This window comes from Allobosea sp. 05T438, assembly GCF_056396025.1.
On record NZ_JBFTKQ010000012.1, the window covers coordinates 102712 to 129285 of the forward strand.

A 26574-nucleotide genomic window follows, 5' to 3' on the forward strand; every position below is an offset into this window, starting at 1 on the left:
TCGCATCAGAGACCGGCAGTAGATCTTTCATGGCAGCCATGCAGGTGGCGACAGCAAGGCGCCAGGCTGTTCGCCGCCTTGCTCGTTCCAACTGAGCAGGAATTCTGCGGCACGCTCGACGTTGGGGACGGCATACCTCACCCCCGCGTTCTCGGCCGCGATGTAAACCGGAGGCGTGAACCAGTGGAGCGGCATGCCGCGACTACGCGCGTCGCGGCGAGGGTTCCGACAGATCAAGGAGGCCTGCGCCGGCCGCTCAACCTCCGGGTCTCCGCCGTCCATTTTCACACCGCTGGCGACGATGTTCAGCGAGCCATCCGGCAAAGGTCGCTGCGGCGCCCACGCCTGTTCCCACGGCGCCGTCATCCAGGTTTCGCACTCCTCCGGCGTCGTGAGGATGACCGGCATCGCCTTGGGATGGATGGCCTTCACCTCGGCATTCGGATCGGTGGTGAGGAAGGCACAGAGATCGGCCGTTACATCGCCCTCCTTCACCTTCCGCACGCTCCTCCACTGCGCGTGCCGGCGAAAACCAAGCACCACGTGCTCAATGAGGGCGAGCGGCTTGGACGCACGACCGAAGGCTTGGCGGTCGTSCATGTSGTCGCGGATGATGAGACAGGYGAAGTYGCGTCGATCGATGTCCTCGCCCGACACGGCGACATTCCGGAGGAGTTCGAAGAGCAGATCAGAGCACGATGAGACCGAACCTCACGCTGCGCCGAACCTACAATGGCCACCCCAGTCCAGCCGACGACGACAGGTTCTGGTGTGTGGATTGCGACGGCAATTACGTCGGCTCCCTCGTCCAGCACTGAGGCCGCTCAGACGAGCCTTCAGAGTGGCAATGGGCCATCCACATGCATGCCGGCCGCTTCGGCAATGGCGTTCGGCGGGTCACTGCGGTCAGCGGGCGAGCCCAAAGCCGAGAAGCGGCCCTGCCAGACATCCGCCAAGCCATGGAATGCTATCTTGAGTCCGCCGACTGCTGCTCCCCTCGGCGCAAGCGAGCCTTCTGATGTTCCATGTAGTCGCGCGTTAATGGCACAGCGTCCTGCCGCCTGGCGATCTGCAGTTGGAAAACCACAACATCCTGATGCTCGAAAGCGGCCTGGCTCATCGCCAGGTAGAATTCCCACATGCGGCAGAAGCGCTCGTCATACAGAGCCGCAGCCTCCGCCCTGCGACTCATGAAGCGCTCGCGCCAAGCCTGCAGTGTCTTGGCATAGTGAAGTCGCAGCACCTCAACATCGGTGACGATCAATCCGGCTTTCTCCACCACGGGCACGATTTCCGACAGGGCGGGCAGATAGCCGCCGGGGAAGATGTAGCGATTAAGCCAGGGATTGGGATGGTTCGGCCCGTCTGAACAGCCGATGGTGTGAAGCAGCATCACGCCGTCTTCCCGTAGCAGCCGGTGGCAGTTTTCGAAAAACATTGCGAAGAAGCGCGGGCCGATATGCTCGAACATGCCGACGGAGACAATGCGGTCGAATTCGCCATTCACGTCGCGGTAGTCTTGCAAGGCGAAGCGTGCCCGCTCGCCAGCTCCAGCCTCTTGCGCCCTGCGATTTGCGACTTCGAGCTGCTCGCGCGAAAGCGTCACCCCGAGAGCTTCGCGGGCTTGCGCGACCTCGGTGAGGTAGAGGCAAAGCCCGCCCCAGCCACAGCCGATATCGAGGACTCGATGTTGCGGTTCGATCAGGAGCTTGGCGGCAACATGGCGCTTTTTGGCTAGCTGCGCTGCGTCCAGATCCTGTTCCGGCGTCTCGAAATAGGCACAGGAATACTGCCAGTCCTGATCGAGGAAGAGCGCATAGAGCCTGTCGTCGAGATCGTAGTGATGGGCGACATTCTCGCGCGAACGGCTTCGGGTGTTGCGTGTCGTCAGATGCCGCAGCAGGAAGCGGCCCCGATCGAGCGCGCCTTCCCACCACCCCGGCGGCTGCTCGCGCGCGCCGGCCAATATCAAGGCGAGGAAGCCGTGAACCGAACCTTCTTCCACGCAAAGGCGCCCATCCATGAACAGCTCTCCAAGCTTCATTTCTGGGTCGGCCAGGAAAGCCACGATCGCGCGGGCATCCATGAAACGGATCGCAACCGGATCGCCGCTGCCGTCCCCGCATCTGAAGCTCCTGCCGTCTGGTCCGGTCACCTTCAATGTGCCGCGCGAGACCAGTTGGGAGAGGACGGAGCGAAGTATAGAATACATTATTGGATCCTGAGCGTCCGCATCAGCGCAAGGAGCATGCACGGCGCCGAACGATGCTATGGCAACTCCCTAACCTGCGCGATAGCGTCGCGGACGGCCAGATCATTTCGGACAGCACTCGAATCTGCACGGCCGGCGCACGCCCTACCCGCCTGTTCTCCATCCTCTCCGGCCGCGAGGTGTCCACGTGGTCCGAGCAATGGAAGCACGAGTGTGAAATCCGCTACTTCGCTGGCATGAAGTTCGGCGACTGCAACGAAGCTCTGGACGGCGTGAAGGATGGCCTGCGCGGCATCAAGAGCACCGCTCGGCTCGTTGTCGATGACCAGCTACAATATCGGCCCGGAACTCAACCTGCCGTTCAGCGCGGAGGGCGTCGCCGACCTTCTTCAGGATGTGCCAGCGGACCAAACGAACAACTGATCGGCAGAGGAACGCAATATGGGCAAGGAAGCCGGCTCCAATGCCAGGATCAGCTCGAAAATTGAGTCGAGTACCCGGATTTCACCCACTTGCCTCAGGCCGTTAGTGAGAAGTTCGAGGCCCTGCCGACGAAAGTGAACTTCTTCCGGATGCTGGGGGTCAAAGCGCAGGCACTCTCATACCTGTCATCGATCTGACCAACGCGATCTTCAAGAATCTGAGGCTGTCCGACTACCACAAGGAGATGTTCGTCCTGCTCGTGGCCGGCGAGATCCAGCCGGAAACGGCACGCGGATTGTTCGAGTCATGGGCTGAAAAGCACGATCTTCTCGCGCCCGATGTCGCTGCGTTCATCGGCTGCCGAAGGGAAGGTTCACGCGGCCGTGCCTGATAAGGTGCCCGGCGCCGCCTAGCGGCCCGGGCCATTCGTCAAGCCCGGAAACGACTTCGCACCGGGCGGCTGTGGGCTGGGCGTTTGCCGTTGGACTTGTGCTTGGCTTCTGGGCAGCCAGATAGCGTTGTCCGCCTCGAAGCGCCTGCTGATACCGATCTGAAGCGGCTGAGCATTGATATAATTTTCTCTGAATAAATTCCCCGAAAAGGATAGTTTAAACCGTCACACTCGAAAGAAAAATTCGATCATTTGATAATTATCTTGCATTGATCGGCGATCTGGGGTAGGAATGTTTCTATCGAGATTGCTTGGACGGCCGTTGTTATTTTCGCGCTTTGGCGCGGCTCTGATAAACTCCCCCCTTTCGAAATCGTTCTGAACTCGTCGAACATTCTGTCGGCGAGCGACAGGTCTTGCCAAAAGGAGGGTTTCTGATGACCACCGGCACAGTGAAATGGTTTAATTCCACCAAGGGGTTCGGCTTCATTCAGCCAGATGACGGCGGCCAGGATGTGTTCGTGCACATCTCCGCTGTCGAACGCGCTGGAATGCGGGACCTGCAGGAAGGCCAGAAGCTTGGATTTGAGGTCGCACGCGACAACAAGTCAGGCAAGATGGCCGCGGAACAGCTCCAGACTGCGTGATTTGGCAATGGTCGCCGCTGACCACGGATGTACTGGCACCAGCGACTACAGCCACTCTAAAGGCCGGGCATTCGCTCGGCCTTTTTGCATTCCATCTGGATCCGAACGGAAACCATGTGATCGAACTCTCGAAGCAGCGCTTGGCCGCTGACAACCAATTCTTGAAGATCCAAACCCGGTCGATTTCTCACGCCAGAATCGTCTCCGAAACGGAGAGGCTGATCCAGCAGCGGGCAGACAACATGCTCAGGCAGCGTGGGCTGCGATTGGCCAAGGAGGCTTCCGACAGGCAGGCAGCACTCGCGGCGCAGGTCAGCATGAAAGCGCGGCGGAGGCCTGGCTTCAAGTAGCACCGGACTGCGCTCGTCGATCTGAGAATTAAGAGCACCGATGGTCTGAATCGCGATGGCAAGGTGTTTCGCGATCGTCCGTCTTGGCTGTGGGTGGCGAACCACTTCGCTTCGGTCACTGGCCGGCGAAGCTCATATGGCGCCCTCTTGTCGTCCTCGGCGAGCACGACGTATTGGGGCCCCGGTGCGCCATCCCGCTGAGCTATGCTCTCGCGGTTCGCGAAGTGATCAGCCCGTACGACCTCTCCGGCATCGGTTTGTCGCACATATTCCGGAAAAGAACGCCCGGCAGCACTTCGACATAATTGCCTCGCAAGCCGGCGCGGCGCTGCCCCGCCCACGACCGCTTTGCGGCTGCCATTTTGCCTCAAGCTTTGACGCGGACAGACATCGTCGGATTGGAATCATTTTCTCCGGCTCACCGCCAGCGCGCTACTGAACACTTCACACCCCGACGTCGTATAAGGTTCGAATCCTCGCTCCAGCCATAAAATCTCTGATTTTCAGCAGTTTGCAGGACGCCCCCATTCTGTGCGGCGACCGCAGCTGCGCGTTGACGGAGTTGGCTTCGTTCGCTTCTCGCCGAATCCCGCGCTCCGCCGGACCCGAATCGGCCCTTCCTCGGAATCCAGCGTTCCGGCCATAACGAAAAACCCCGCGACCAAGGCCGCGGGGTTTTTCGTGTTTGGAAGCGAAGACCGAACTCAGCTGCCGAGCGGGTTGAACTTGGTAACGCCGCGGAAGAGGTTCCGCAGGAAGCTCTGCTCCTCGCCGCCGGTCGCGGTCGTGCGGCTGATGAAGTCGAAGATCACGCCGTCCTGCAGGCCATAGCGAGCGATGCGCTCCACCTTGAAGCCCTTGTTGAAGTAGATCACCAGCACCTGCTGGTCGATGACCTGCGGATCCTGGAACTGGAAGCGACGCCGCATCGTTTGGCTGATGTAGTAGAAGGTGCGGTTGCCGACGGTCGAGGTCGTCGAAGGCGTGCCGAGGATTTGCAGCACCGACTGGACGTCCATGCCCGGCTTGATCTGCGCGACCAGCCCGTCATCCATCACGAAGCCGCGGGTGAAGGTATCGTTCATGCCGGTCGAGGTGGGCAGCACGAAGCCGCCCGCATCGGGTCCGCAGCCGGCAAGCAAAAGGGAAGAGGTCGCGAGGGCTCCGAGCAGAGCCGTGCGGCGGGTGATGTGGGTCATGCGGGCACGATCCAAGGCAGCACGGCTCGGGAAAACCCCAAGCCGCTTGTCAAAAGGGTGAGGGTTGGCGTAACGCCCGAGGATGGCTTTGGCAAGGCGAGGACGCCCGCATGAATGGCGGGCGGAGGCAAACAGGTGATTTTCGGGTTGTTTGGCAAGCGCGCCCAGCGGCGTGCACCTGTGGAAGCGTTGTTCGGGCGCGTTGCCGAAGCGTCGCGCCAGCCTGGCCTGTATCTGGCCGGCGGCATTCCCGACAGCTTCGAGGGCCGTTTCGAATCGCTCGCCCTGCATGTCCTGCTGGTGCTGCGGCGCCTGCGCGAGCTGCCGCCCCCGGCCTCCGAGCTGGCGCAGGAGCTGGTCGACGCCTGCTTCTCCTATCTCGAACTGGGCTTCCGCAATGGCGGCGTCAGCGACATCGCGGTGCCGAAGCGGATGAAAAAGATCGGGCAGATGTTCTATGGCCGCGTCCAGGCCTATGAGGCGGCCCTGGCTGCTCCCGGGGTCGATGCCCTCGCCGAAGTCTTGCGGCGCAATGCCTGCTCGCCGGAGGGCGCCCCGTACCTCGCCGCCTATGTCCGCGAGGCGCAGGCAGCCCTCGCGCGCTTCGATCTAACCGCGATTCTCGAGCGCGACACCTTGTTCCCGGCCTTTCCCCATGAGGAGGCTCGCCATGACCCCTGAGCACGCGCCAGCTTCGCCACTGCGCCATCCCATCCGCGTCGAGACGATCCGCCAGCGCGGTACCGAGATCATGGTCCGAGCCGAGCCGGAGCAGGTCGCCCCGATCGCGCGGCTGCTCGGTCTTGCCTCGCTCGAATCCCTGGAAGCACGCTACCTGCTCTCGCGCAACGGCGACCGGGTGAAGCTCGAAGGCCGGATTGCAGCACGGCTGCATCAGACCTGCGTCGTCACGCTCGAGCCCTTCCCGGTCCAGCTCGACGTCCCGGTGAAGCTCGACTTCGTGCCCGAGGCAGAGGCTGCTGAGCACCGCGCAGAACGGGACGATACCGAAATCGACATCGAGGTGCTGCTCAACGAGGACGATCCGCCCGAGCCGTTCGTCGACGGCATCATCGACCTGGGCAGCGTCACGCTCGAATTCCTGGCACTGGCGCTCGATCCCTATCCGCGCAAGCCGGGCGTGAGCTTCGAGGCGCCCGCCGGCGAGGCCGGTGCGGAATCGCCTTTTGCTGCCCTCGCGAAACTGAAACGCGGTGACTGAAACGCTCACTGGCCCTTGCGCTTCTTGCGGCATCCGTCCAAGTCGCTATTGTCCGGCCGGCTGTGAGCCGCCCCGGATCGAAGGTCGGCCATTTCCGGGATACGCCAGAACTCCATGACAAGACCGGTTACAATCGCGCTCGATGCGATGGGCGGGGACCACGGCCCCTCCGTCGTCATTCCCGGCGCTGCCCTGATGTTGGAGCGCCGCCCGGACGCCCGCTTCGTGATCTTCGGCGATGAGAAGCAGGTGCTGCCGCTGATCGAGCAGCATCCGAAGCTCAAGGCGGTGACGACGTTCCATCACACCGAGGTCTCGGTGAAGATGGATGACAAGCCGAGCCAGGCGCTGCGCTACGGCCGCTACAAATCCTCGATGTGGCGGGCGATCGACGCGACCAAGACCGGCGAGGCCGATGTCACTGTCTCGGCCGGCAATACCGGCGCGCTGATGGCGATGTCGAAGTTCTGCCTGAAGTCGATGCCACAGGTCGATCGGCCGGCGATCGCGGCACTGTGGCCGACCCTGCGCGGGGAGAGCATCGTGCTCGATGTCGGGGCCACAATCGGCGCCGATGCACGCCATCTCGTCGATCTCGCGGTGATGGGTGCGGCGATGGCCCGCGTCGTCTTCGATCTCGACCGGCCAACCGTCGGCCTGCTCAATGTCGGCGTCGAGGAGATCAAGGGCGTCGAGGCGGTGAAGGAGGCCGGCCGCATCCTGCGCGAGAGCAACCTGCCGCACCTCTCCTATCACGGCTTCGTCGAGGGCGACGATCTCGGCAAGGGCACGGTCGACGTCGTGGTCACGGAAGGCTTCACCGGCAATATCGCGCTGAAGACCGCCGAGGGCACCGCCCGGCAGATCGCCTCATACCTGCGCGCGGCGATGAACCGCTCGCTCATGGCCAAGATCGGGTATATCTTTGCGCGCGGCGCCTTTGCAGCCTTGCGCGAAAAGCTCGATCCGCGCAAATCGAACGGCGGCGTCTTTCTGGGGCTCGAAGGCATCGTCATCAAGAGCCATGGCGGCACTGACGCTATCGGCTTCGCCAGCGCCGCCGAACTCGGCTATGAGATGGCGCGAGAAGATCTGATGGCGAAGGTCCGCGAGATGGTCGCCGCAAGCACGCGCCCCGAGCTGCCCGCCGCGCAGCCGGCCGACGCCGAATAGGGAACGGTTTCCTTGTCCATTCTGCGCTCACAAGTCGTCGGCTGCGGCTCCTATTTGCCCGCCCGCGTCGTCACCAATGCCGAGCTCGCCGAACAAGTCGACACCAGCGACGAGTGGATCGTCCAGCGTACCGGCATCCGCCAGCGCCACATCGCCGCCGATGACGAGCCGACGTCGGTCATCGGTCTGAGGGCCGCGCAGGCAGCGATCACTGACGCCGGCATCGACCCGTCCGAGATCGACCTGATCATCGTGGCGACGGCCACGCCGGACCACACCTTTCCGGCGACCGCCACCCAGATCCAGGCGGCGCTCGGTATCCATGGCGGCGCCGCCTTCGACGTGCAGGCCGTCTGCTCGGGCTTCGTCTTCGCGCTGGCGACGGCCGACAAGTTCCTGACGACGGGCGGAGCCAGGGCCGCGCTCGTAATCGGCGCCGAGACCTTCTCGCGCATTCTCGACTGGGAAGACCGCGCCACCTGCGTGCTGTTCGGCGACGGCGCCGGCGCGGTGGTGCTCAAGGCGGTGCCGGGCGAAGGCACCCTCGCCGACCGCGGCATCCTGACGACCCATATCCGCTCGGACGGACGCTACAAGGACAAGCTCTATGTCGATGGCGGCGCGGGCTCGACCAAGACGGTCGGATTCCTGCGCATGGAAGGCAAGGAAGTCTTCCGACACGCGGTGACCAATCTCGCCGAGACCGTGCGCCATACCTTCGCGCAGACGGGCCTTTCCGGCGCCGACATCGACTGGTTCGTGCCGCATCAGGCCAACAGGCGCATCATCGACGCCACGGCCGACAAGCTCGGCATCAGCCACGACCATGTCGTCGTCACCGTCGACCGCCACGGCAATACTTCCGCGGCCTCGATCCCGCTGGCGCTGGCGGAGGCGCATGCTGACGGCCGGATCAAGCCGGGCCAGCTCGTCCTCATCGAGGCGATGGGCGGCGGCTTCACTTGGGGCTCGGCCTTGATCCGCTGGTGACGCTGCGGCAGCAAATTCGCGAAAATTGTCAGATTTCATCGCCAATTTGGGTTGATTCAGGCCAAATCCGGCCCGGCAAGGCTGCTGGAGGATTGACCCGCGCGGCGCGGACGCCTAGCGTCCGCCATCCGTAATGGCGACAGGCCGGCGGTTGCCGCCGATGCCTGCAATACGCCTTGGAGGATATGAATGGCGGGGCAAACGGTCACTCGCGCGGATTTGTGCGAGGCTGTCTACCAAAAGATCGGCCTGTCGCGGACGGAGTCGTCAAAACTCGTCGAAGCGGTGCTCGACGAGATCTGCGATGCCGTCGCGCGCGGCGAAAATGTGAAATTGTCCTCGTTCGGCTCCTTCGTCGTGCGAGACAAAGGCGAGCGAATCGGGCGTAATCCGAAAACGGGCGTTGAAGTGCCGATCGAGCCGCGTCGGGTCATGGTTTTCAAGCCCTCGAACGTGATGAAGGCCCGCATCAACGGGCAGAGTGGCGAGGGTGAGACTGAGTGAATCTGGAGTTCCACGCCGGCGAAACCGAGGCCGAATTGGACACCAAGAGCCCAGATGCCTTCCGAACCATCAGCGAGGTCGCCGAAGACCTCGACATTCCCCAACATGTGCTCCGTTTCTGGGAAACCCGCTTCAGCCAGATCAAGCCGCTGAAGCGCGGCGGCGGACGCCGCTACTACCGGCCTGACGACGTCGCCCTGCTCAAGGGCATCCGGCGCCTGCTCTACGGCGAAGGCTATACGATCAAGGGCCTCCAGCGCATCCTGAAGGAACAGGGGCCGCGCCATGTCCAGGCGATCGGCCGCGGCGCGCCCATCGGCGCCGCCAGCGGAGCACTTGCTGCGGCCGCGGCCGAGCCCCCGTCCGCCATGCCGCCTGACGAGGCGGCCGGCTGGGTGCCGCCGCGTGCGCAGGTCGTGCCGGAAGGGCTCGACGACATCACCGTGCTCACCGCGGTCATGAAGGAGCTCGGCGAGTGCCGACGCATCCTCGAGCGCGCCCTGGAGCCGGCCGCCGACGCTTCCTGAGCAGCACTTGCGATCCAGCCTGAGGCGTTTGCATTCGCGCAGGTGCAGCCGTCCTTGATCACAGCGCCACGAGCCATAGCTTCAAGGCCCGAGGACGACCTCGGACAACTCCCCTATCGGGCACGGACGACCGCGCCCCATCGTCAAGGAGCGCCGGAATGGCTTGGCTCTATCTCTTTGTCGCGGGCCTGTTCGAGGTCGGCTGGGCGATCGGCCTGAAATATACGCAAGGCTTCACCCGGCTGGTGCCGACACTGTTCACGGCGATCAGCATGATCGTCAGCCTCGGACTTCTCGGCCTGGCATTGAAATCCCTGCCGGTCGGCACTGCCTATGCGGTCTGGACCGGCATCGGAACGATCGGAACGGCGATTCTCGGCATCATCCTGCTCGGCGAGCCCGCGGCCGTCCTGCGGCTCCTCTGCATCGGCTTGATCGTGGCTGGAATCGTCGGGCTCAAGCTGGTTTCGCCGTGAGGGTCCAACTCAGCGTCGCCAGGCCTCCGGCCAGTAGCCGCCGCGGTCCAGCGCGACGATCAGGATGACGACCGCGAGCGCCACCACGATCGTCATCAGCTTCGCATTCCACGGCACGCCCCGGCCAATCAACCAGATCAGGCTCAGGCCGATGATGAGAGGGATCAGGATCTCCATGTCGGGATCGTAGCCCGCCCAGCGGTCGCGCGGCAATCGCCCACCGCTTTGAAGTGCCCTGCCCCTCCGATCAGGCGCCTGCCTCTGCAATCGGCTCCTTCGGCGGCGGATTGCGCCCGATCGGGAGTTCGCCCTCAATCAGCGGCCGCAGCTTCGCGACCCCGACCGCAAGAAAATCGAGGAACAGCCGGACCCTCGGCGTGTGTCGGAGATCCGGGTGGGTGAGCAGCCACAGATCGGCCGAGAGGTCAGGATCGGGCGGCGCCAGCCGCGTCAAGCCCGGGCGGGTGTCGCCGATGAAACAGGGCAGGAAGCTGACACCGATGCCCGCCTCGACCGCTTCCGCGAGCCCCAGCACCGTGTTGAGCTTGTAGACCACGCGCTCGGGCGCAACGTGGCGGGCGAGATAGCGGACTGCGCTGAGCATGGTGAACTGCTCGCCGAGCGAGATCCAGCTGCGCTCCCACAGGCTCTCCACGCCCGGCAGCGCGGCATCGGAAAAATCCGCGGCACGGCCATAGAGCGCCCAGGCGATCCGGGCAGGCTTGCGGCCGATCAGTGTTTCCGGCGGGTTGTCGGTCGCGCGGATCGCGACATCGGCGTCGCGCTTGGACAGATTGGCCGCCTGATTGCCGATCAGCACGTCGAGGCGGATATCCGGGCATTGCCGGAGAAACTGCGCGAAGAGCGGCGTCAGCAGGTCGACCAACAGGGAATCGTTGGTGGCAACGCGCAACTCGCCGGCGGGCTTGATCTCCTGCCCGGCGAGCTTGCGGGCAAAGGCAGTGATGTCGTCGTCGACGCGCCCCGCAAGCTGGACCATCTCCTCGCCGGTCGGCGTCGCGACATAGCCGCTGCGGTGGCGCTCGAACAGCCTGACGCCAAGAGCCTCCTCGATCTGGCCGAGGCGGCGGAAGACGGTGGAGTGATTGACGCCGAGCGCTGCGGCGGCCGCCGGCAGCGCTCGTTTCTCGGCGATAGCCTTGATCAGGCGAAAATCATCCCAGGCCAAGGGTGTCGCGGATTGATTCATCCGCGCACTCTTGGCCAAGCTTTCGGTCCCAGCAAGTGCCGCTTGCTCAGGCAATGGCGGGCTTGGCCTGCCAATCGCTGCGGCCGGACTTCAGCGCCAGCGCGCCATCGCCGATCAGGGCATGAGCGAAGGCGGTGAGCGCCAGGAAAGCAGGGTATTCCCAACCACCATTCGGGGCGTTGAAGACCCAGCCGTTCGGGGCGTGGACCGAGAGTGCGCCGAGCAGGATCGGGATCAGCGCCAGCGAGACATAACGGCCGTAGAAGCCGACGAGGATCGCGATACCACCGAGAAGCTCTGCCAGCATGATCGGCCAGGCGAGGAAGGCGGGCAGGCCGACCTGGCCGAGGAAGCCGGTGAAGCCGGCGGGGGTGAAGATCACGAGCTTGAGATAGGCATGGGCGATGAACATCAGGCCGAGCGCGACGCGCAGGCCAAGAGCGCCATAGGGAGCAAGACGAGAGTCGATCATTGGTGCCTCCAGAAAACGGGACCGGTTGGTCTCGAGGCAGAATTTCGGAGAAGCATAGACGCAAATCAAATTGTAATTTGACGCATCGTACATTGCATTACTGCAATGAAATCCCTCTGGCACTTTTCCGCTTCCGGGCCAATCTTTCGGCCAACAGGGCAGCGGCCCACAGTTCACGGAGGATCCAAGCCATGCAGATCAACGGCATTCACCACGTCACCGCCATCGCCGGTCCGGCCCGCCGCAATCTCGATTTCTACAATCGCGTGCTCGGCCTGCGCCTCGTCAAGAAGACGGTGAACTTCGACGATCCCGGCACCTATCATCTCTATTTCGGCGATGCCGATGCGGCGCCGGGCTCGATCCTGACCTTCTTCCCGTGGGAGCATGCCGCTCCCGGCCGGCTCGGCGTCGGCGAGACCCAGGAAACGGTCTTCCGGGTTCCCGAAGGCTCGATCGGCTTCTGGACGCACCGCTTCGTCGAGCTTGGTGTGCCGCATGAGGCGCCGGCCAAGCGCTTCGGCGAAAGCGTACTGAGCTTCCGCGATCCGGACGGGATGAGGCTCGCCCTCGTCGGTCTGCCCGGCGTCGAGAAGGAGCCGGCTTGGTCCGAAGGCGGCATCGCGCCGGAGAACGCCATCCGCGGCTTCCACAGCGTCAGCCTGCTGCTGGCCGATGCGGCCCCGACGGGAGCGATCCTGAGCGATGTCTTCGGCTTCACCGAAGCGGCCCGCGAAGGCACGCTGATCCGCTACAAGGCCAAGGGCACCGCGATCGGCGGCGTGGTCGACCTGCGCGTTGCGGGCGGCTTCCTGCCGGCCCGCCAGGGCGCCGGCTCGGTCCACCACATCGCCTTCCGTGCCGGCGACGATGCCGCGCAGGAGGAGATGGTGCGCCGTCTCGCCGAGAACCACGGCATCCAGACCACGGAGCAGCGCGACCGGAACTACTTCCGCTCCGTCTACTTCCGTGAGCCCGGCCATGTGTTGTTCGAGATCGCGACGGATGTCCCCGGCTTCGCGGTCGACGAGCCGGCCGCCGAGCTCGGCCGGGCACTGAAGCTGCCGGCGGGTCTCGAGGCCCATCGCAAGCAGATCGAGGCGGTGCTGCCGGAGCTTGCCTGACCACACCCTGACGCCCGGTCACCACCGGCGGGCGGCAGCGGACCACGCGGGCCGGATGGACCGGCCCGCACGCCGACCGTTCTGGCCGCCGCTTCGGGGGCAGAACGGCTCCGCTTTACGAAGGGAGAAATGACCATGAGCGACATCAAGACCGATGCGGACTTCATCCACGTCTTCGAGCAAGGCAGCGACCCGGCCCGCAAGCCGCTGCTGCTCTTGCACGGCACCGGCGGCGATGAGCGCGATCTGCTCTCGCTCGGCCGCACGGTTGCGCCGGGGGCAAGCCTGCTCTCGCCACGCGGCAAGGTGCTGGAGGGCGCTGCGCCGCGCTTCTTCCGCCGGCTGGCCGAAGGCGTCTTCGACGAGGCCGACCTGCGCCGCCGCACGGACGAACTCGCCGATTTCGTCCTTGAGGCGCGGGAGCGCCACGGCCTCCCCGCCCCGATCGCGATCGGCTTCTCGAACGGCGCCAACATCGCGGCGGCGATACTGCTGCAACGCCCGGAGGTGCTCGCCGGCGCCGCGCTGCTGCGGGCCATGATGCCGTTCACGGACGCGCCGCGCAGCCCCCTCGACGGCAAGCCTGTGCTGGTGCTGTCGGGCGCGCTCGATCCGATTGTGCCGGCAGCCAATGCCGAGGGGCTCGCTTGCCAGCTCGAGGACAGCGGCGCGCAGGTGGAGCACCGCGTCCTGCCGGCCGGGCATGGCCTCGGCCAGGCCGATCTCGGCCTGCTGCGTGACTGGCTGGCGCGAGTCTGACAAAGGCGGCGGGTTCTCCCGCCGCCGCTTCCACGGATATCGTCAGCCCGTGAGCGGAACGATGATCGCCAAGGCCACGGCAACGACGACGAGGGCGCGCAGCAGCATGGCGCGGTGGCTCGAAAGCGGAATATCCGATGTACGCGACAGAGCGTGCATGACCGACTCCCATCAACGCGACAATGGCTGATGGTGACCTAGCGTTAGGGCAGTTGGCAAGCAGTACCGTCCCGGCAAAGGTGGATAACCGTGTTTTCAGGCTGTTGGCGTCGCCAGAATGGCCGCCTGCGGCTGCGTCAGCCTCTGTCCTTGCGGACCACGGCATAGGCGTAGGTCGTGACGAAATTCCAGCCGGTCCGGGCCGCAAGCGCGTTGAAGGCGTGATCGAGCTGCTTCAGGCCGGGCATCCGATCGAAATAGCCATGCCCCCAGAAGCGCTGAATGTGGACGTCGGTGAACCCGGCCCGGTTGAGCATCGGGGTCAACAGCGCCGGATTGCCGCGGCACCAATCATAGAGCGCCGGAAATTTCGGGTCGCCTCCGCCGTCGCGCCGTGTCGGAAAGAGCGCGTGAACAATGGCCCGTGACGCCGTCTCCGGCAGGATATGGTTCAGCGCGAAGACCGGCGCCCATAGCGTCGGGAAGAACGCAAGCGCGACACCGCCGGGCGCCAGCAGCGCGTGGATGTTGCGCCAGGCCTGCTCGACGCCGTCGATGTGCTCGAAGACCATGCGTGAGACCATCATGTCGTAGCTTCCGCGCGCGACATCCGGCTCCGAAAGATCGCCAGCGATATCGAAGCATGCTGTCTCCAGACCCGGGGGCGTCAAGGCAAGCTCGCCGGCATCGATATCGTTGACGATGAACTCGATGCCGGCGGCCACCGCCTGTTCCTTGGTGAAGAGTGGATCCCGCCCGCCGCCGATCTCGCAGACGCGGCGCAGGCCGAGCTGGCGCGCCAAAGCGAGGATCGTCGGCTCGTAATTGTCCCATGCCCATTGCGAGTGCCAGTCCGGCACAACGCGGTCAAAGTACTCGGCCATGGAGCCCGTTGCGGGCCCGAAAACCTGCGAGGCCGGCTGCAAGCGAGCCGGCGCCATGCTTGCCAGGGACATGCTTGCTTTCGCCTCCGAGTGCCCACGCTTCGGCATGTAAAATGGCCCCGACCTCAGACTCCCGCAATCGTAGCCTTAATCCAGGGTTAATCGAAGGGGCGCCGGTCACCTGCGGGAAGGCCTCTCCGCATGAGGTATCCCACCCAACGAAAGGCATAGCTGGGCTCAGCGCGGGGTGTCCGCGCGCCGTTCGGGCAATGTCATCGCCACCACTCCGAGCACGACGAGGCCCAGGCCGATCCAGGCCGTGGAACTCAGCCTCTCGCCGAGGAAGACGATGCCGATGGCCACGCCGATCGGCACGCGCAGATAGGACACGGCCGTCGTTCCGACCGAACCGAGCGTGCGGATCAAGCGGAAATAGATCGCGAAGGCGAGAGCAGTCGAGAAGACCGAGAGCGCAAGCAGCGCCAGGATCGAATCCTGCGATGGCGCAAGCGTCCAGGGCCGATCAACGACCAGCGCCGCCGGGATCAGCAGGGCTGTGCCGGCCAGCATCGAGCCGGCGGCCGGAAGCAGCGGGTCCATGCCGGCGAAATTTCGTCCGAACAGGGCGGCGCAGGCATAGGCGATGGTCGCCGCGACGATGGCGAGCTGCGGCAAGACCGCATGGCCGAGACCCGAGAAGGCATCGACGCCGACGATCAGACTGACGCCTGCGATGCCGGCCACGACTCCGAGTCCCTTGCGCCAATCCGGGCGCTGGCCCGGCTTCAGAACCAGCGAGATCAGGAAGACGAAGACCGGCGTGGTGCCGTTGAGGATCGAGGCGAGGCCAGCATCGACGCTGCGCTCGGCCCAGGCGATCAGGGTAAAGGGTACGACGCTGTTGAGCAGGGCCTGCGTCAGAAAGCGCCGCCAGGCGGTCGCGTCACGCGGCATGCGCAAGCCACGAAAGCGAATGACGGCGAGCAGGATCAGACCTGCGATCAAGGTGCGCGCGGCGATCAGGCTCAGCGGTGGAATCGTCTCCACGCCGATCTTGATGAAGGTGTAGGAGCCGCCCCAGAGCGTGGCGAGCAGGAGCAACAGGGCGAGTTCGGTGCTGCGTTTCGGCACTGCGGCCGGGTTGTCGAGCGCTTGCGTGGACATGGTCTCTCCTCGGGTTGGCGAGACCATGCCAGCAACGCCGCGCGACAGCATGCGGCAACACTACGGTTTCGGCCGTAGGTTCAGAGCGTGATTCAAGCGCCTGTGGAATTGATTCAATCCCGCCTGATAAGCCGTTGTCACAAAAGAGGAACCCGCGGCTTTCGCCGCGGGTTCCGTCATTTCACGACGACGCTTCCGATCAGGAATGCGCCAGGATCGCCAGCAGCAGCAGGGCGATGATGTTGGTGATCTTGATCGCCGGGTTCACGGCGGGGCCCGCCGTGTCCTTGTAGGGGTCGCCGACGGTGTCGCCGGTCACCGAGGCCTTATGCGCCTCCGAGCCCTTCATATGGCGTACGCCGTCCTTGTCGACGAAGCCGTCCTCGAAGCTCTTCTTGGCGTTGTCCCAGGCGCCGCCGCCCGACGTCATCGAGATCGCGACGAAGATGCCGGTAACGATGACACCCAGCAGCATGGCACCGACGGCAGCGAAGGCCTGGTTCTTGCCGGCGATGGCGTTGATGACGAAGAAGGTCACGATCGGCGCCAGAACCGGCAGCAGCGAGGGGATGATCATCTCCCTGATCGCTGCCCGCGTCAGCATGTCGACGGCGCGGCCGTAATCCGGCCGGTCCTTGCCCTCCATGATGCCGGGCTTCTCGCGGAACTGCCTGCGCACCTCTTCCACCACCGAACCGGCGGCACGTCCGACGGCGGTCATGCCCATGCCGCCGAAAAGGAAGGGGATGAGGCCGCCGAGCAGCAGGCCGACGACGACGAAGGGGTTCGACAGCGAGAAATCGACGGTGACGCCCTTGAAGTACTGGAAGGTGGTCGCCCCCGCCTTGTTGGCCTCGGCCACGAAGAAATTCAGGTCCGAGGTATAGGCGGCGAACAGCACCAGGGCGCCGAGGCCGGCGGAGCCGATCGCGTAGCCCTTGGTGACGGCCTTGGTGGTGTTGCCGACCGCGTCGAGCGCGTCGGTGGAGTGGCGGACTTCCTTGGGTAGGCCGGCCATCTCGGCAATGCCGCCGGCATTGTCGGTGACCGGGCCGAAGGCATCGAGCGCCACGACCACGCCGGCCAGCGCCAGCATGGCGGTGGTGGCGATGGCGATGCCGAACAGGCCGGCCAGGCCGTAGGCGACGATGATGCCGGCGACGATGACGATAACCGGCGCCGCAGTCGATTCCAGCGAAACCGCGAGGCCCTGGATGACGTTGGTGCCATGGCCGGTGACCGAGGCCTGGGCGATCGAGACGACCGGGCGCTTGCCGGTGCCGGTATAGTATTCGGTGATGACGACGATGCAGAGCGTCACGACAAGGCCGACCAGCGCGCAGCCGAAGAGCTTGCCCGAGGTGAAGCTGACGCCCTGCACGGTGGTGAAGGAGGTCGAGAAGCCGCCGAACATCAGCCAGTTCACGGCCGCGATCGCCCCGATCGAAAGCACGCCGGCGGCGATGAAGCCCTTGTAGAGCGCGCCCATGATCGACTGGTTGGCGCCGAGCTTCACAAAGAAGGTGCCGATGATCGAGGTGACGATGCAGGCCGCGCCGATCGCCATCGGATAGAGCATCATCGTGCCCAGCACCGGCTGGCCGGCGAAGAAGATCGCCGCGAGCACCATGGTCGCGACCAGCGTCACCGCATAGGTCTCGAACAGGTCGGCCGCCATGCCGGCGCAGTCGCCGACATTGTCGCCGACATTGTCCGCGATGGTCGCGGGGTTGCGCGGGTCGTCCTCCGGGATGCCGGCCTCGACCTTGCCGACGAGGTCGGCGCCGACGTCAGCGCCCTTGGTGAAGATGCCGCCGCCGAGACGGGCGAAGATCGAGATCAGCGAGGCGCCGAAGCCCAGCGCCACCAGCGAGTCGATCACCGTGCGGCTGGAAGCCTCGAAGCCGAGATAGGAGGTCAGAACACCGTAGTAGCCGGCGACGCCGAGGAGCGCGAGGCCAGCGACCAGCATGCCCGTGACTGCGCCGGCCTTGAAGGCGACGTCGAGCCCCTCGCCCAGCGACTTCATCGCCGCCTGGGCCGTGCGGACGTTCGCACGCACCGAGACGTTCATGCCGATGAAGCCGGCCGAGCCCGAAAGCACCGCGCCGATCAGGAAGCCGATCGCCACCCATTTGCCCAGAAGCCAGGCGAGCGCGACAAAAAGCACGACGCCGACCATGGAAATCGTGAGATATTGGCGCTTGAGATAGGCTTTCGCGCCTTCCGCCACCGCGCCGGAAATTTCCTGCATGCGCTGGTTGCCGGCATCGCGCTTCATCACGTCGCCATAGGCCCAAATGCCGTAAGCGATGGATAGTGCACTCAATATGATGATGATAAGCAGAGCTGACATTCGATTTCCTGACCTTGAGCTTCCGAGCCGTCGGGAGCGCTGTCGCTCCTCTTGCAGCGTTGGACGTCAGGCAGCGAAAAAACGGGCCCTGAAGACTAAAAGGCCCGCTCCGCGTCGCCAGTGTCAGGCGAATTTGTGGCAAGTTTCGTCGAAGAGCGCAAACGGCGCGCCTAACAAATTTTGTCGGATGTTAGGCGAGCCCTGTCGCAGCTCAGAGCGCGATGTCGCGGTTGACGTTCTTGTAGAGCAGATAGCAGGCGTCGTCGTGGCCGGTCGGATAGAATTGCTGGGGGCAATAACCGCCCATCCAGATGAAATCCTGCGCCCAGATCTCGTGCCATTCTTCGCCGAGCAAGTAGAGCCCCTGCCCTTCCAGCATGTAGAGGCCATGCTCCATCACATGCGTCTCGACTGCCGGGAAGCAGACTCCCGGCTTGAACCACATCAGGTTCATCTCGAAGTCGAACCGCATGTCACCATAGGGCAGCAGGAACTGGAAGCCGCGCCCTTCCTTGCCGGTATGATTCGTCATCGGCACGGCATCCTGGTGCGACAGGATCGGCTCGGGCACGGCGAGGCCTAAGGCCGGCTCGTAGCGCTTGCGGAGCGCAAGGACGCGGGCGGGCTCGCCGCTCTCGTTGCGCAGGGTGAACCGTGTGGCCGGCGGCAGGTAGGCGAAGCCGCCCGCGGCCATTCGCTTCGGCGCCGCTTCCGCGATTCCGAGAGCGACGTCGCCCGACAGGACATAGAAGAAATGCTGGACGCCGTCCTCGCTGAACGCGGCCGGCATGCCGCCGCCCGGCGCGATCTCGAGAACATATTGGGCGAAGGCGGCACCGAGGACAGGTGCGGCGAGAACGCGGACGATGGTGTCCATATATTGCGGCAGGCGGCTGATCAGCACGCCCTCCGGCGGCATGAACGCATAGTTCTGCCGCACGACGCCGCGGTTATGGCCAATCGCTCCCGGCGGTACGCGGCCGGTCGCAGGTGGAAATGCACGATTGGTCATCGAAAACTCCCGGAAGAAAGCGCCTGGCCCCTCAGGCGACGGCCGGACGCTGGAAACGCGCCCAAGCTACCATCGCCAGCGCGATAGCAACCGGCGGGAAGACGAGCCAGTTCACGCTGTCCCAACCGCCATGGCTGAGCAGACCGCCCGCCGAGAACGAGGCGATGGCGACCGAGCCGAAGACGAGGAAGTCGTTCGCCGCCTGCACCTTCACCCGCTCCTCCGGCCGGTAGCAGTCCGTCACCAGTGCGGTCGCACCGATGAAGCCCAAATTCCAGCCGAGACCGAGCAAGATCAGGGCCAGCCAGAAATGTCCGACGCTGAGGCCGGTGAGGCCGACGACGGCGGCAAGTGCCGTCAGCACGAGCCCGACCGAGGTGATCGTGCCCTTGCCGAAGCGGGCGATCAGCCGGCCGGTGAAGAAGCTCGGCCCGAACATCGAGAGCACATGCCACTGGATTCCGAGCGCGGCATCGCCGACCGAATGGCCGCAGGCAACCATGGCCATCGGCGCAGCCGTCATGACGAAGCTCATCAGCCCGTAGGCGACCAGCGAAGCCGTGACCGAGGCGATGAACTTCGGCTGGCGCATGATCTCGCCGAGCGGACGGCCCCCACCGGAACGGACCGCCCCAACCCGCGGGGCACGCAGGCGGGAGACGATCAGGATGGCGATCAGCGCCAGAACACCTTGCGCGAGGAAGCTCGCGGCGAAGGGAGCGGAGGGCGTGAGATCGCGCGTCCAGTAGACCGATTGCGGCCCGATAATGCCCGCCGCAAGACCGCCGAACATCACCCAGGAAATGGCGCGGGGCCGAAATTCCTCGCTCGCCGTATCGGCGGCGGCGAAGCGATAGCTCTGGACGAAGGAGCCGTAGAGCCCGCAGACGAATGTGCCGAGGCAGAACAGCCAGAACAGACGCAGCGTCGCACCGCCGGCGGCGAGGCTCGCTCCCGTTGCACCGACGAGCGCGCCGATCAGATAGCCGCTGCGCCGCCCGATACTGCGCATCACCATCGCAGCCGGGATCACACCGACGGCAATGCCGAGCTGAAGCAGGCTGACCGGCACCGTGGCGAAGGCCTTGTCGGCCACCAGCTGCGCACCGACGATGCCGCCGAGCGAAACGACGATCGCGGGGTTGGCGCCACCCAGCGCCTGCGCCCCGGCTAGGACCAGCGCATTACGTTTTGCGAGCCTGTCGCCATCAAGGACCGGAACATGCTGGTTCATCACAACGCGCCTCGCGGTCGCCGCGACGCGCCGCTGTCAGAAGTGAGAGAAGGAGCCTTGCGCGAAACTGCGCAACCCACCCTTCTCGCGATAGGTCACCACGCCGGCCTCTGCGGTGATCCGCCCGATCGGCGTCAGCGGAAGCATTACCTCCTTCGCCGCCGCAATCAGAGCAGGATATTCCCCTTCCGAGGCCGTACAGAGAATTTCGTAGTCGTCTCCGCCGGTCCAGGCCAGTTCCGCCAGTGCGGGATCGGCCATGACCGCCGCGCGGACCGCCGACGAGAGCGGGACGGCATCGAGAGCGATCTCGGCACCGACACCCGAGGCCTTCAGCAGCTTGGCGAGATCACCAACAAGACCGTCCGAGACGTCCATCGCGGCCGAGGCGTGGCGCTGCAACGCTTCCGCAAGCGCATGGCGGGACTGCGGATGCAGATAGCGATCGATGAGGAAGGCGCGGTCCTCGGCGCCGAGCGCGGCAACCCAGCCCGGTTTGTCCGGGCCGTGTACCTTCAGGCCAAGCGCGCCGTCTCCAATAGTGCCGGAGACAAGCACGACATGCCCCGGCTTCGCGCCGGAGCGCCTGACCATCCGCCCTGCCGGAACGGTGCCGAAGGCGGTGATCGACAGGGTGAGCGGCCCGGTCGTCGAGACGGTGTCGCCGCCAATCAGCGGGCAGCCGGCGGCTTCGGCGATGCGGGCCAGCCCTGCCACGAAGCCGGCAAGCCAAGCTTCAGTCCAGCCGCGCGGCAAGGCGAGCGTCAGGACGAAGCCCTCGGGCTTCGCGCCCTTGGCGGCGAGATCGGAGAGATTGACGGCCAGCGCCTTCCAACCGATCGCCTCGGGCGGATCGTCGGGGAAGAAGTGCACGCCAGCGACGAGTGCATCGGCCGTCACGACGACCTCATAGCCGCGGCCGGGACGCAACAGCCCAGCATCGTCGAGGAGGCTCAGGCCACCTGGCCCGGCGATCGGCGCGAAATAGCGGGCGATCAGCTCGAACTCGCCAGGGCGCTGATTCTCGGCCATCGTTCAGCCAATCTCCGCATCTGCTCCATGGTCATCCCGGACAAGCGGCGCAGCAGCGCCGATCCGGGATCCATGCTGAACCTTATCCGGAAGCGCTCCGGCATGGATCCCGGGTCTCGCTTCGGTCGCCCGGGATGACGGTTGGGGTTCGCGTCTACGCCGCCGGAGCGTCGAACTCGTCGGCGCGGAAATCTCGGGCCATGCGGTCGAGCACGGCATTGACCATGCCGATTTCCTCTCCCGAGTAAAAGGCGCGCGCGACCGCGACGTATTCGGAGATCACGGCCCGAGCCGGCACGTCCTTGCGGAAGGCGAGTTCATAGGCGCCGGCGCGCAGGATGGCACGCACCACGGCCTCGACCCGCTTCAGCGGCCAGTCCTTGGCGAGAAGGTCGTCGACGGTCCGGTCAACCAGGCGCTGCTCGCGGACGACGCCGCCGAGAATGTCGCGGAAGAAGGCGATTTCCGCCTCCGGCAACTCGATCTCCTCGACCTCCTTGCCGATCCAGAAGGCCTCGAACTCGGCCATGGCTTCGACGACGCCGCGGCCGCCGATTTCCATCTCGTAGAGCGCCTGCACGACCGAGAGCCGCGCTCCGCGCCGCTTCTCGGCGCGGCTCATTGCGACGGCTCCGCCAGGGAGCGCTTGTAGCGCAGCACGGCGAGCGCCGCTTCCGCAGCGCCGCCACCCTTGTTCATGTCCGAACGGTTGGCGCGGGCCCGAGCCTGCGCCTCGTTCTCGACGGTCAGGATGCCGTTGCCGAGCGGCAGGGCGAAGGCGACCGAGAGATCCATCAGCGCACGCGAGCTTTCGCCGGCGACGATATCGTAATGGCCGGTCTCGCCGCGGATGACGGTGCCGAGCGCGACGACGGCCTCGTAGGGATCGACAGCTTCGTCGGCGGCGCGCAGGCCGATGACGATGGCGGAGGGGATCTCCAGCGCGCCGGGGACGGTGACGACGTCGACGCGGCAGCCAGCCTCTTCCAGCACCGCCACGGCGCCGGCCAGCAGCTCATCGGCGAGCTTGTCGTAGAAGCGCGCCTCGACGACGAGGACGCGGGCGCCGTCGATCTCGACGGCCGGAGTTGCGGCCTTGTCGGCCGAGGTCTGCCGGGGTCCGGCCATTTCTTCTATCCTTCTTGCACACGGCCCGGTCGACGCGACCGGGCCGCACAGCCCTCGTCACGAGGAGCCATTTCGACAGAAATGGCGTCTCGAAGGATGGTCCAGAGCGGGCTGGATCATCCTTCGAGACGCCGCTTCGCGGTTCCTCAGGATGAGGGCTCGAATTCTTGAGTTGGTGCAGGCTCTTACCCCTGCGGGCGCGCCTCCGCAAGCCGTGCGGCATACCGCGCCATCAGATCGACCTCGACATGAACGGCGTCGCCCTCCTTGCGCTGCCCCCAGGTCGTGACAGCGAAGGAGTGCGGAATCAGCAACACGGTGAAGACGTCATCCTCGACAGTGTTGATGGTGAGCGAGGTGCCGTCGAGGCAGATCGAGCCTTTCGTCGCGATGAAGCGCTCCAGCCCCTGCGGGGCGCGGATGTGAAAGCGGGCGGTCGCTCCCCAGGGCTCGTCGGGATCGGGCTCGATCGCGTCGATCTTCAGGATGCGGCCGGGACCGTCGACATGGCCGACGACGAGGTGGCCACCGAGTTCGTCGCCCACCTTGAGCGAGCGCTCGAGATTGACCAGCGTGCCGGGCTCCCACTCGCCGACCAGCGTTTTCGCCAGCGTCTCGGCCGCGGCCTCCACCTGGAAAATGCAGCCGGGCTCGCCATCCGCGCGGGGGCGAAGCGCGGTGACGGTGAGGCAGACGCCGGCGCAGGCGATCGAGGCGCCGATGGCGATGCCTTCCGCCTCATAGGGGCAGGATATGGCGAGACGCTTGAGACTCGGCCCCTTGCGCTCGGCCTCCACGACCTCGCCGATGGCGGTGACGATGCCGGTGAACATCAGCCTCTCCTCACGAAATGCTCGAAACGGTCCTGACCGATCAGCCCGGTCTCGGCAAGGGCGTATAGATCGGGGTCGGCCAGCAGGCCGGCAAGCCCCGGCCGCACGGCAACGATGCCGGGCTGGCCCAGCGTTTTTGGCGAGGTCGAAACGATCACCTCGTCGGCGAGGCCGGCCAAGGCCAGCTTCTCGCCGATGCGCGGGCCGCCCTCCGAGAAGACGCGGGTGATGCCGCGCGTGCCGAGCAGCGTCAGCGCCTCGCGCAGATCGAGACGGCCGTCGGCTCCGGCCGAGACCCGCATGACCTCGACGCCGGCCGCGACCAGCGCCTCTTCGGGCATAACCGGTGCGGTTTCGGCCGCGATCACCCAGACCGGCACCTCGCGCGCCGTGCGGACCAGCTTCGAGGCCAGCGGCAGGCGCAGATGCGTGTCGAGGATGACACGGATCGGCGAGCGCCCGGCCAAACCGGGCAGGCGAACGGTCAGCTTCGGATCATCCGAGAGCACCGAGCTGACGCCGAGCATGATCGCATCGTGATGGGCGCGCTGCAGATGCACCCAGCCGCCCGCGACCGTGCTCGATACGGCGATGGGGGTGCCCCCCTCCCCGCCAGCATAGCCGTCCGCCGTGCGGGCGATCTTGAAGGTCACCATCGGCCGCCCCTGCGTGATGCGCAGGACATGACCGCGATGCGCCCGCTGGGCTTCAGCTTCAAGAACGCCCGTCGTGACCTCGATGCCGGCAGTCCGCAGCAGCGCATGCCCCAAACCCGCGATGAAAGGGTTGGGATCGGACATGGCCGAAACCACGCGCTTCACCCCCGACAGGATGGTGTGCTCCACGCAAGGGATGCCGCCGCGCACCGAACGATGCGAGCAGGGCTCGAGCGTCACATAGAGCGTTCCGCCCATCGACGCTGCCCCGGCCCGGGAGAAAGCATGCGCCTCGCCATGCGGCCGCCCGCCGGGCTGGGTCAGTCCACGCGCGACGACGACAGGCCCATCGGGGGTGTCGCGGGTAACGATGGCGCCGACAGAGGGATTCGGCCAGGTCGCCCCGAGATTGCGGGCGCCATAGGCGAGCGCCTGGCGCATGAAGGCGCGGTCGACCGCGCTGCGGTCAGTCATCGCTGCGTGACTGCGGGGCGGAGACGCCCTCCTCCTCAACGGTACCGAGCTGGCCGAGCAGGTCCTCGAAATCCTTGGCCTCGCGGAAGTTCTTGTAGACCGAGGCGAAGCGGACATAGGCGACGTCGTCGAGGCCTTTCAGCCCCTCCATCACCAGCTCGCCGATGGTCGAGCTCGGAATCTCCGCCTCTCCCGAGCTTTCGAGCTGGCGGACGATGCCGTTGACCATGCGCTCGATGCGCTCCGGCGCCACGGGACGCTTGCGCAGCGCGTGTGCGATGGAGGTTTCGAGCTTGTCGCGGTCGAACGGTGCACGTCGGCCCGAGCGCTTCACCACCGTCAATTCGCGCAGCTGCACCCGCTCGAAGGTGGTGAAGCGGCCGCCGCAATCGGGACAGACCCGGCGGCGGCGGATCGAGGCGTGATCGTCGGTGGGACGTGAATCCTTCACCTGCGTGTCGAGGGAGCCGCAATAGGGACAGCGCATTCCGGTTCGCCAGCCTTTCTCAGAGCCCCTTCGAAACCATCCTCAGTAGATCGGGAAGCGCGCGGTCAGCGCCTTGACCTTGGCCGACACCGCCTGCTCGACGGCGGCGTTGCCTTCCTCGCCATGGGCGGCAAGGCCGTCCAGCACCTCGGCGATCAGCTCGCCGACCTGCTTGAACTCGGCGATGCCGAAGCCGCGCGAGGTCGCAGCCGGGGTGCCAAGGCGGATGCCGGAGGTGGTCATCGGCTTCTCGGGGTCGAAGGGGATGCCGTTCTTGTTGCAGGTGATGTGGGCGCGGCCGAGCGCGGCTTCCGCCGCCTTGCCGGTCAGCTTCTTCGAGCGCAGGTCGACCAGCATCAGGTGGTTGTCGGTGCCGCCGGTGACGAGGTCGAAGCCCTTCGACTTCAGCGTCTCGGCCAGCGCCTTGGCGTTGGCGACGACGGCGTGCGCGTAGGTCTTGAATTCCGGCTGCAGCGCCTCCTGGAACGAAACCGCCTTGGCCGCGATGACATGCATCAGCGGGCCGCCCTGAATGCCGGGGAAGATCGCCGAGTTGATCTTCTTCGCCAGCGCCTCGTCATTGGTCAGGATCATGCCGCCGCGCGGGCCGCGCAGGGTCTTGTGCGTCGTGGTGGTGACGACATGGGCGTGCGGGAATGGCGAGGGATGCGCGCCGCCGGCGACGAGCCCGGCGAAATGGGCGATGTCGACCATGAAATAGGCGCCGACCTTGTCGCAGATCTCGCGGAAGCGGGCGAAGTCCCAATGGCGGGCATAGGCCGAGCCACCGGCGACGATGACCTTCGGCTTGTGCTCGATGGCGAGGCGCTCCATCGCATCATAATCGATCATCTGGTCGACGACGCAGACGCCGTAGGAAACCACGTTGAACCACTTGCCGGACTGGTTGACCGGCGCGCCATGGGTCAGGTGCCCGCCGGCGGCGAGGTCGAGGCCCATGAAGGTGTCGCCCGGCTGCATCAGCGCCATGAACACGCCCTGATTGGCCTGCGAGCCGGAATTCGGCTGGACATTGGCGAACTTGCAGTCGAACAGCCGGCAGGCGCGCTCGATAGCGAGCTTCTCGGCGATATCGACGAACTGGCAGCCGCCATAGTAGCGCCGGCCCGGATAGCCCTCGGCGTACTTGTTGGTCATGACAGAGCCCTGCGCCTCGAGCACGGCGCGGGAGACGATGTTCTCCGAAGCGATCAGCTCGATCTCGTCGCGCTGACGACCGAGCTCCAGCTCGATGGCGCGGGCGATCTCCGGATCGGCGTCGGCCAGCGAGGCGCCGAAGAAGGAGTTCGAGAGGTGCTTGTCGGCGGCGGCGTCATGGCTCATGGCGGGGCTCCATCGGCGCTGTATCGTCGCCCACCAACGGCGTGCGACCCTGCGCGGCATGCGGTGCGAAGGCTTTGCGGAATCCGCGCGCGCGATCCCGCTGTCGCGGGTCCCGTAGCACTCGGGGCGCGC

Annotated in this window: 30 protein-coding genes and 1 pseudogene; 13 read left to right on the top strand and 18 right to left on the bottom strand. The window is 65.5% G+C overall.

Going from position 1 to position 26574, the window contains the following annotated elements; genetic code table 11:
• Positions 1-276: 276 nt before the first annotated feature.
• Together AC1DIN_RS21355 and AC1DIN_RS21360 are read right to left on the bottom strand one after the other, a co-directional pair.
• Positions 277-513, bottom strand: a pseudogene (locus AC1DIN_RS21355) (SOS response-associated peptidase); the annotation flags it as partial.
• 454 nt (positions 514-967) lie between these two features.
• Positions 968-2212 carry a class I SAM-dependent methyltransferase gene (locus AC1DIN_RS21360; protein WP_476811267.1) on the bottom strand — a complete coding sequence of 415 codons (1245 nt, stop codon included), beginning with the start codon at positions 2210-2212 and terminating at the stop codon, positions 968-970.
• 2 nt (positions 2213-2214) lie between these two features.
• Between AC1DIN_RS21360 and AC1DIN_RS21365 the strand changes: the two genes are divergently transcribed.
• The 4 genes from AC1DIN_RS21365 (at position 2215) to AC1DIN_RS21380 (ending at position 4023) form a co-directional block, all read left to right on the top strand.
• Complete coding sequence (locus AC1DIN_RS21365; RefSeq protein ID WP_476811217.1) at positions 2215-2700, top strand: DUF7696 family protein; 486 nt, start codon at positions 2215-2217, stop codon at positions 2698-2700.
• A gap of 179 nt (positions 2701-2879) precedes the next feature.
• Entirely contained in the window at positions 2880-3026 is a 147-nt protein-coding gene (locus tag AC1DIN_RS21370; RefSeq protein ID WP_476811218.1) for a hypothetical protein, read from the top strand.
• A gap of 437 nt (positions 3027-3463) precedes the next feature.
• Positions 3464-3673, top strand: coding sequence for a cold-shock protein (locus AC1DIN_RS21375; protein ID WP_441468332.1), 210 nt, complete (start codon positions 3464-3466; stop codon positions 3671-3673).
• Positions 3674-3789: 116 nt separating this feature from the next.
• Positions 3790-4023, top strand: a complete 234-nt coding sequence (locus AC1DIN_RS21380) for a hypothetical protein (protein ID WP_441468333.1) — start codon at positions 3790-3792, stop codon at positions 4021-4023.
• Between the two features lie 704 nt (positions 4024-4727).
• Here the strand turns inward: AC1DIN_RS21380 and AC1DIN_RS21385 are convergent.
• Entirely contained in the window at positions 4728-5222 is a 495-nt protein-coding gene (locus AC1DIN_RS21385) for an outer membrane protein assembly factor BamE (protein ID WP_476803784.1), read from the bottom strand.
• Positions 5223-5357: 135 nt separating this feature from the next.
• On the opposite strand from AC1DIN_RS21385, the gene AC1DIN_RS21390 reads away from it, so the two are divergent.
• The 7 genes from AC1DIN_RS21390 (at position 5358) to sugE (ending at position 10114) form a co-directional block, all read left to right on the top strand.
• Positions 5358-5903 carry a ubiquinol-cytochrome C chaperone family protein gene (locus AC1DIN_RS21390; RefSeq protein WP_476811219.1) on the top strand — a complete coding sequence of 182 codons (546 nt, stop codon included), beginning with the start codon at positions 5358-5360 and terminating at the stop codon, positions 5901-5903.
• On the top strand, positions 5893-6444 hold the full coding sequence (locus tag AC1DIN_RS21395) for a YceD family protein (protein WP_476811220.1): 552 nt from the start codon (positions 5893-5895) through the stop codon (positions 6442-6444). Before AC1DIN_RS21390 ends, AC1DIN_RS21395 begins: the two co-directional genes overlap by 11 nt.
• A gap of 114 nt (positions 6445-6558) precedes the next feature.
• Complete coding sequence (gene plsX, locus AC1DIN_RS21400) at positions 6559-7617, top strand: phosphate acyltransferase PlsX (RefSeq protein WP_441468337.1); 1059 nt, start codon at positions 6559-6561, stop codon at positions 7615-7617.
• 12 nt (positions 7618-7629) lie between these two features.
• Positions 7630-8607, top strand: coding sequence for a beta-ketoacyl-ACP synthase III (locus AC1DIN_RS21405; protein WP_476811221.1), 978 nt, complete (start codon positions 7630-7632; stop codon positions 8605-8607).
• 189 nt (positions 8608-8796) lie between these two features.
• Positions 8797-9111 carry an integration host factor subunit alpha gene (locus AC1DIN_RS21410; RefSeq protein WP_055726295.1) on the top strand — a complete coding sequence of 105 codons (315 nt, stop codon included), beginning with the start codon at positions 8797-8799 and terminating at the stop codon, positions 9109-9111.
• Entirely contained in the window at positions 9108-9638 is a 531-nt protein-coding gene (locus AC1DIN_RS21415; protein ID WP_476811222.1) for a MerR family transcriptional regulator, read from the top strand. The genes AC1DIN_RS21410 and AC1DIN_RS21415 overlap by 4 nt, the downstream gene beginning before the upstream one ends.
• A 158-nt stretch (positions 9639-9796) precedes the next feature.
• A complete protein-coding gene (gene sugE / locus AC1DIN_RS21420) occupies positions 9797-10114 on the top strand; it encodes a quaternary ammonium compound efflux SMR transporter SugE (protein WP_476811223.1) in 318 nt (105 codons plus the stop codon).
• A 9-nt stretch (positions 10115-10123) separates the two neighbouring features.
• Here the strand turns inward: sugE and AC1DIN_RS21425 are convergent, their stop codons facing one another.
• The 3 genes from AC1DIN_RS21425 to AC1DIN_RS21435 all read right to left on the bottom strand — a co-directional run bounded on the left by AC1DIN_RS21425 (position 10124) and on the right by AC1DIN_RS21435 (position 11796).
• A complete protein-coding gene (locus AC1DIN_RS21425) occupies positions 10124-10291 on the bottom strand; it encodes a hypothetical protein (RefSeq protein ID WP_441468341.1) in 168 nt (55 codons plus the stop codon).
• 70 nt (positions 10292-10361) lie between these two features.
• Positions 10362-11324, bottom strand: a complete 963-nt coding sequence (locus AC1DIN_RS21430) for a LysR family transcriptional regulator (RefSeq protein ID WP_476811224.1) — start codon at positions 11322-11324, stop codon at positions 10362-10364.
• 46 nt (positions 11325-11370) lie between these two features.
• Positions 11371-11796 carry a DoxX family protein gene (locus tag AC1DIN_RS21435; RefSeq protein WP_441468343.1) on the bottom strand — a complete coding sequence of 142 codons (426 nt, stop codon included), beginning with the start codon at positions 11794-11796 and terminating at the stop codon, positions 11371-11373.
• Positions 11797-11987: 191 nt separating this feature from the next.
• Here AC1DIN_RS21435 and AC1DIN_RS21440 point away from each other — a divergent pair, with 191 nt between their 5' ends.
• Together AC1DIN_RS21440 and AC1DIN_RS21445 are read left to right on the top strand one after the other, a co-directional pair.
• Positions 11988-12920 (top strand): ring-cleaving dioxygenase, encoded by a 933-nt coding sequence (locus tag AC1DIN_RS21440; protein WP_476811225.1) that lies wholly within the window; start codon positions 11988-11990, stop codon positions 12918-12920.
• 135 nt (positions 12921-13055) lie between these two features.
• A complete protein-coding gene (locus tag AC1DIN_RS21445) occupies positions 13056-13679 on the top strand; it encodes an alpha/beta hydrolase (protein ID WP_476811226.1) in 624 nt (207 codons plus the stop codon).
• Between the two features lie 296 nt (positions 13680-13975).
• On the opposite strand, the gene AC1DIN_RS21450 is transcribed toward AC1DIN_RS21445, so the two are convergent.
• From AC1DIN_RS21450 to glyA, 12 genes are all read right to left on the bottom strand, one after another.
• The gene (locus tag AC1DIN_RS21450) at positions 13976-14794 is read right to left on the bottom strand and encodes a class I SAM-dependent methyltransferase (RefSeq protein ID WP_476811227.1); all 819 of its coding nucleotides are present in this window, start codon (positions 14792-14794) and stop codon (positions 13976-13978) included.
• 165 nt (positions 14795-14959) lie between these two features.
• A complete protein-coding gene (locus tag AC1DIN_RS21455) occupies positions 14960-15886 on the bottom strand; it encodes a DMT family transporter (RefSeq protein WP_476811228.1) in 927 nt (308 codons plus the stop codon).
• A 199-nt stretch (positions 15887-16085) separates the two neighbouring features.
• Positions 16086-18242: a sodium-translocating pyrophosphatase gene (locus AC1DIN_RS21460; protein ID WP_441468348.1), complete on the bottom strand. Its 2157-nt coding sequence runs from the start codon at positions 18240-18242 to the stop codon at positions 16086-16088.
• A 211-nt stretch (positions 18243-18453) separates the two neighbouring features.
• The gene (allE, locus tag AC1DIN_RS21465; protein ID WP_441468349.1) at positions 18454-19254 is read right to left on the bottom strand and encodes a (S)-ureidoglycine aminohydrolase; all 801 of its coding nucleotides are present in this window, start codon (positions 19252-19254) and stop codon (positions 18454-18456) included.
• Between the two features lie 31 nt (positions 19255-19285).
• Positions 19286-20488, bottom strand: coding sequence for an MFS transporter (locus AC1DIN_RS21470; RefSeq protein ID WP_441468350.1), 1203 nt, complete (start codon positions 20486-20488; stop codon positions 19286-19288).
• Positions 20489-20524: 36 nt separating this feature from the next.
• A complete protein-coding gene (gene thiL, locus AC1DIN_RS21475; RefSeq protein ID WP_476811229.1) occupies positions 20525-21520 on the bottom strand; it encodes a thiamine-phosphate kinase in 996 nt (331 codons plus the stop codon).
• A 154-nt stretch (positions 21521-21674) separates the two neighbouring features.
• Complete coding sequence (gene nusB, locus AC1DIN_RS21480) at positions 21675-22142, bottom strand: transcription antitermination factor NusB (protein WP_441468352.1); 468 nt, start codon at positions 22140-22142, stop codon at positions 21675-21677.
• Positions 22139-22648 (bottom strand): 6,7-dimethyl-8-ribityllumazine synthase, encoded by a 510-nt coding sequence (gene ribH / locus AC1DIN_RS21485; RefSeq protein ID WP_441468353.1) that lies wholly within the window; start codon positions 22646-22648, stop codon positions 22139-22141. Before ribH ends, nusB begins: the two co-directional genes overlap by 4 nt.
• A 185-nt stretch (positions 22649-22833) precedes the next feature.
• Positions 22834-23481 (bottom strand): riboflavin synthase, encoded by a 648-nt coding sequence (locus AC1DIN_RS21490; protein ID WP_441468354.1) that lies wholly within the window; start codon positions 23479-23481, stop codon positions 22834-22836.
• Positions 23481-24611: a bifunctional diaminohydroxyphosphoribosylaminopyrimidine deaminase/5-amino-6-(5-phosphoribosylamino)uracil reductase RibD gene (gene ribD, locus AC1DIN_RS21495; protein ID WP_476811230.1), complete on the bottom strand. Its 1131-nt coding sequence runs from the start codon at positions 24609-24611 to the stop codon at positions 23481-23483. Before ribD ends, AC1DIN_RS21490 begins: the two co-directional genes overlap by 1 nt.
• A complete protein-coding gene (nrdR, locus tag AC1DIN_RS21500; RefSeq protein ID WP_441468356.1) occupies positions 24604-25098 on the bottom strand; it encodes a transcriptional regulator NrdR in 495 nt (164 codons plus the stop codon). Before nrdR ends, ribD begins: the two co-directional genes overlap by 8 nt.
• A gap of 42 nt (positions 25099-25140) precedes the next feature.
• Entirely contained in the window at positions 25141-26442 is a 1302-nt protein-coding gene (gene glyA / locus AC1DIN_RS21505; protein ID WP_441468357.1) for a serine hydroxymethyltransferase, read from the bottom strand.
• Between the last annotated feature and the right edge of the window lie 132 nt (positions 26443-26574).

Excerpts from the sequence above, each read along its gene's own strand:
- AC1DIN_RS21435 (WP_441468343.1), bottom strand. The coding sequence starts at position 11,796 with ATGATCGACTCTCGTCTTGCTCCCTATGGCGCTCTTGGCCTGCGCGTC.
- AC1DIN_RS21460 (WP_441468348.1), bottom strand. The coding sequence starts at position 18,242 with ATGTCAGCTCTGCTTATCATCATCATATTGAGTGCACTATCCATCGCT.
- ribH (WP_441468353.1), bottom strand. The coding sequence starts at position 22,648 with ATGGCCGGACCCCGGCAGACCTCGGCCGACAAGGCCGCAACTCCGGCC.
- allE (WP_441468349.1), bottom strand. The coding sequence starts at position 19,254 with ATGACCAATCGTGCATTTCCACCTGCGACCGGCCGCGTACCGCCGGGA.
- AC1DIN_RS21455 (WP_476811228.1), bottom strand. The coding sequence starts at position 15,886 with ATGTCCACGCAAGCGCTCGACAACCCGGCCGCAGTGCCGAAACGCAGC.
- AC1DIN_RS21370 (WP_476811218.1), top strand. The coding sequence starts at position 2,880 with ATGTTCGTCCTGCTCGTGGCCGGCGAGATCCAGCCGGAAACGGCACGC.
- AC1DIN_RS21470 (WP_441468350.1), bottom strand. The coding sequence starts at position 20,488 with ATGAACCAGCATGTTCCGGTCCTTGATGGCGACAGGCTCGCAAAACGT.
- AC1DIN_RS21445 (WP_476811226.1), top strand. The coding sequence starts at position 13,056 with ATGAGCGACATCAAGACCGATGCGGACTTCATCCACGTCTTCGAGCAA.
- glyA (WP_441468357.1), bottom strand. The coding sequence starts at position 26,442 with ATGAGCCATGACGCCGCCGCCGACAAGCACCTCTCGAACTCCTTCTTC.
- AC1DIN_RS21375 (WP_441468332.1), top strand. The coding sequence starts at position 3,464 with ATGACCACCGGCACAGTGAAATGGTTTAATTCCACCAAGGGGTTCGGC.
- AC1DIN_RS21430 (WP_476811224.1), bottom strand. The coding sequence starts at position 11,324 with ATGAATCAATCCGCGACACCCTTGGCCTGGGATGATTTTCGCCTGATC.
- AC1DIN_RS21450 (WP_476811227.1), bottom strand. The coding sequence starts at position 14,794 with ATGTCCCTGGCAAGCATGGCGCCGGCTCGCTTGCAGCCGGCCTCGCAG.
- AC1DIN_RS21395 (WP_476811220.1), top strand. The coding sequence starts at position 5,893 with ATGACCCCTGAGCACGCGCCAGCTTCGCCACTGCGCCATCCCATCCGC.
- AC1DIN_RS21490 (WP_441468354.1), bottom strand. The coding sequence starts at position 23,481 with ATGTTCACCGGCATCGTCACCGCCATCGGCGAGGTCGTGGAGGCCGAG.
- AC1DIN_RS21385 (WP_476803784.1), bottom strand. The coding sequence starts at position 5,222 with ATGACCCACATCACCCGCCGCACGGCTCTGCTCGGAGCCCTCGCGACC.
- ribD (WP_476811230.1), bottom strand. The coding sequence starts at position 24,611 with ATGACTGACCGCAGCGCGGTCGACCGCGCCTTCATGCGCCAGGCGCTC.
- AC1DIN_RS21425 (WP_441468341.1), bottom strand. The coding sequence starts at position 10,291 with ATGGAGATCCTGATCCCTCTCATCATCGGCCTGAGCCTGATCTGGTTG.
- AC1DIN_RS21410 (WP_055726295.1), top strand. The coding sequence starts at position 8,797 with ATGGCGGGGCAAACGGTCACTCGCGCGGATTTGTGCGAGGCTGTCTAC.
- thiL (WP_476811229.1), bottom strand. The coding sequence starts at position 21,520 with ATGGCCGAGAATCAGCGCCCTGGCGAGTTCGAGCTGATCGCCCGCTAT.
- AC1DIN_RS21360 (WP_476811267.1), bottom strand. The coding sequence starts at position 2,212 with ATGTATTCTATACTTCGCTCCGTCCTCTCCCAACTGGTCTCGCGCGGC.
- nrdR (WP_441468356.1), bottom strand. The coding sequence starts at position 25,098 with ATGCGCTGTCCCTATTGCGGCTCCCTCGACACGCAGGTGAAGGATTCA.
- sugE (WP_476811223.1), top strand. The coding sequence starts at position 9,797 with ATGGCTTGGCTCTATCTCTTTGTCGCGGGCCTGTTCGAGGTCGGCTGG.
- AC1DIN_RS21440 (WP_476811225.1), top strand. The coding sequence starts at position 11,988 with ATGCAGATCAACGGCATTCACCACGTCACCGCCATCGCCGGTCCGGCC.
- plsX (WP_441468337.1), top strand. The coding sequence starts at position 6,559 with ATGACAAGACCGGTTACAATCGCGCTCGATGCGATGGGCGGGGACCAC.
- nusB (WP_441468352.1), bottom strand. The coding sequence starts at position 22,142 with ATGAGCCGCGCCGAGAAGCGGCGCGGAGCGCGGCTCTCGGTCGTGCAG.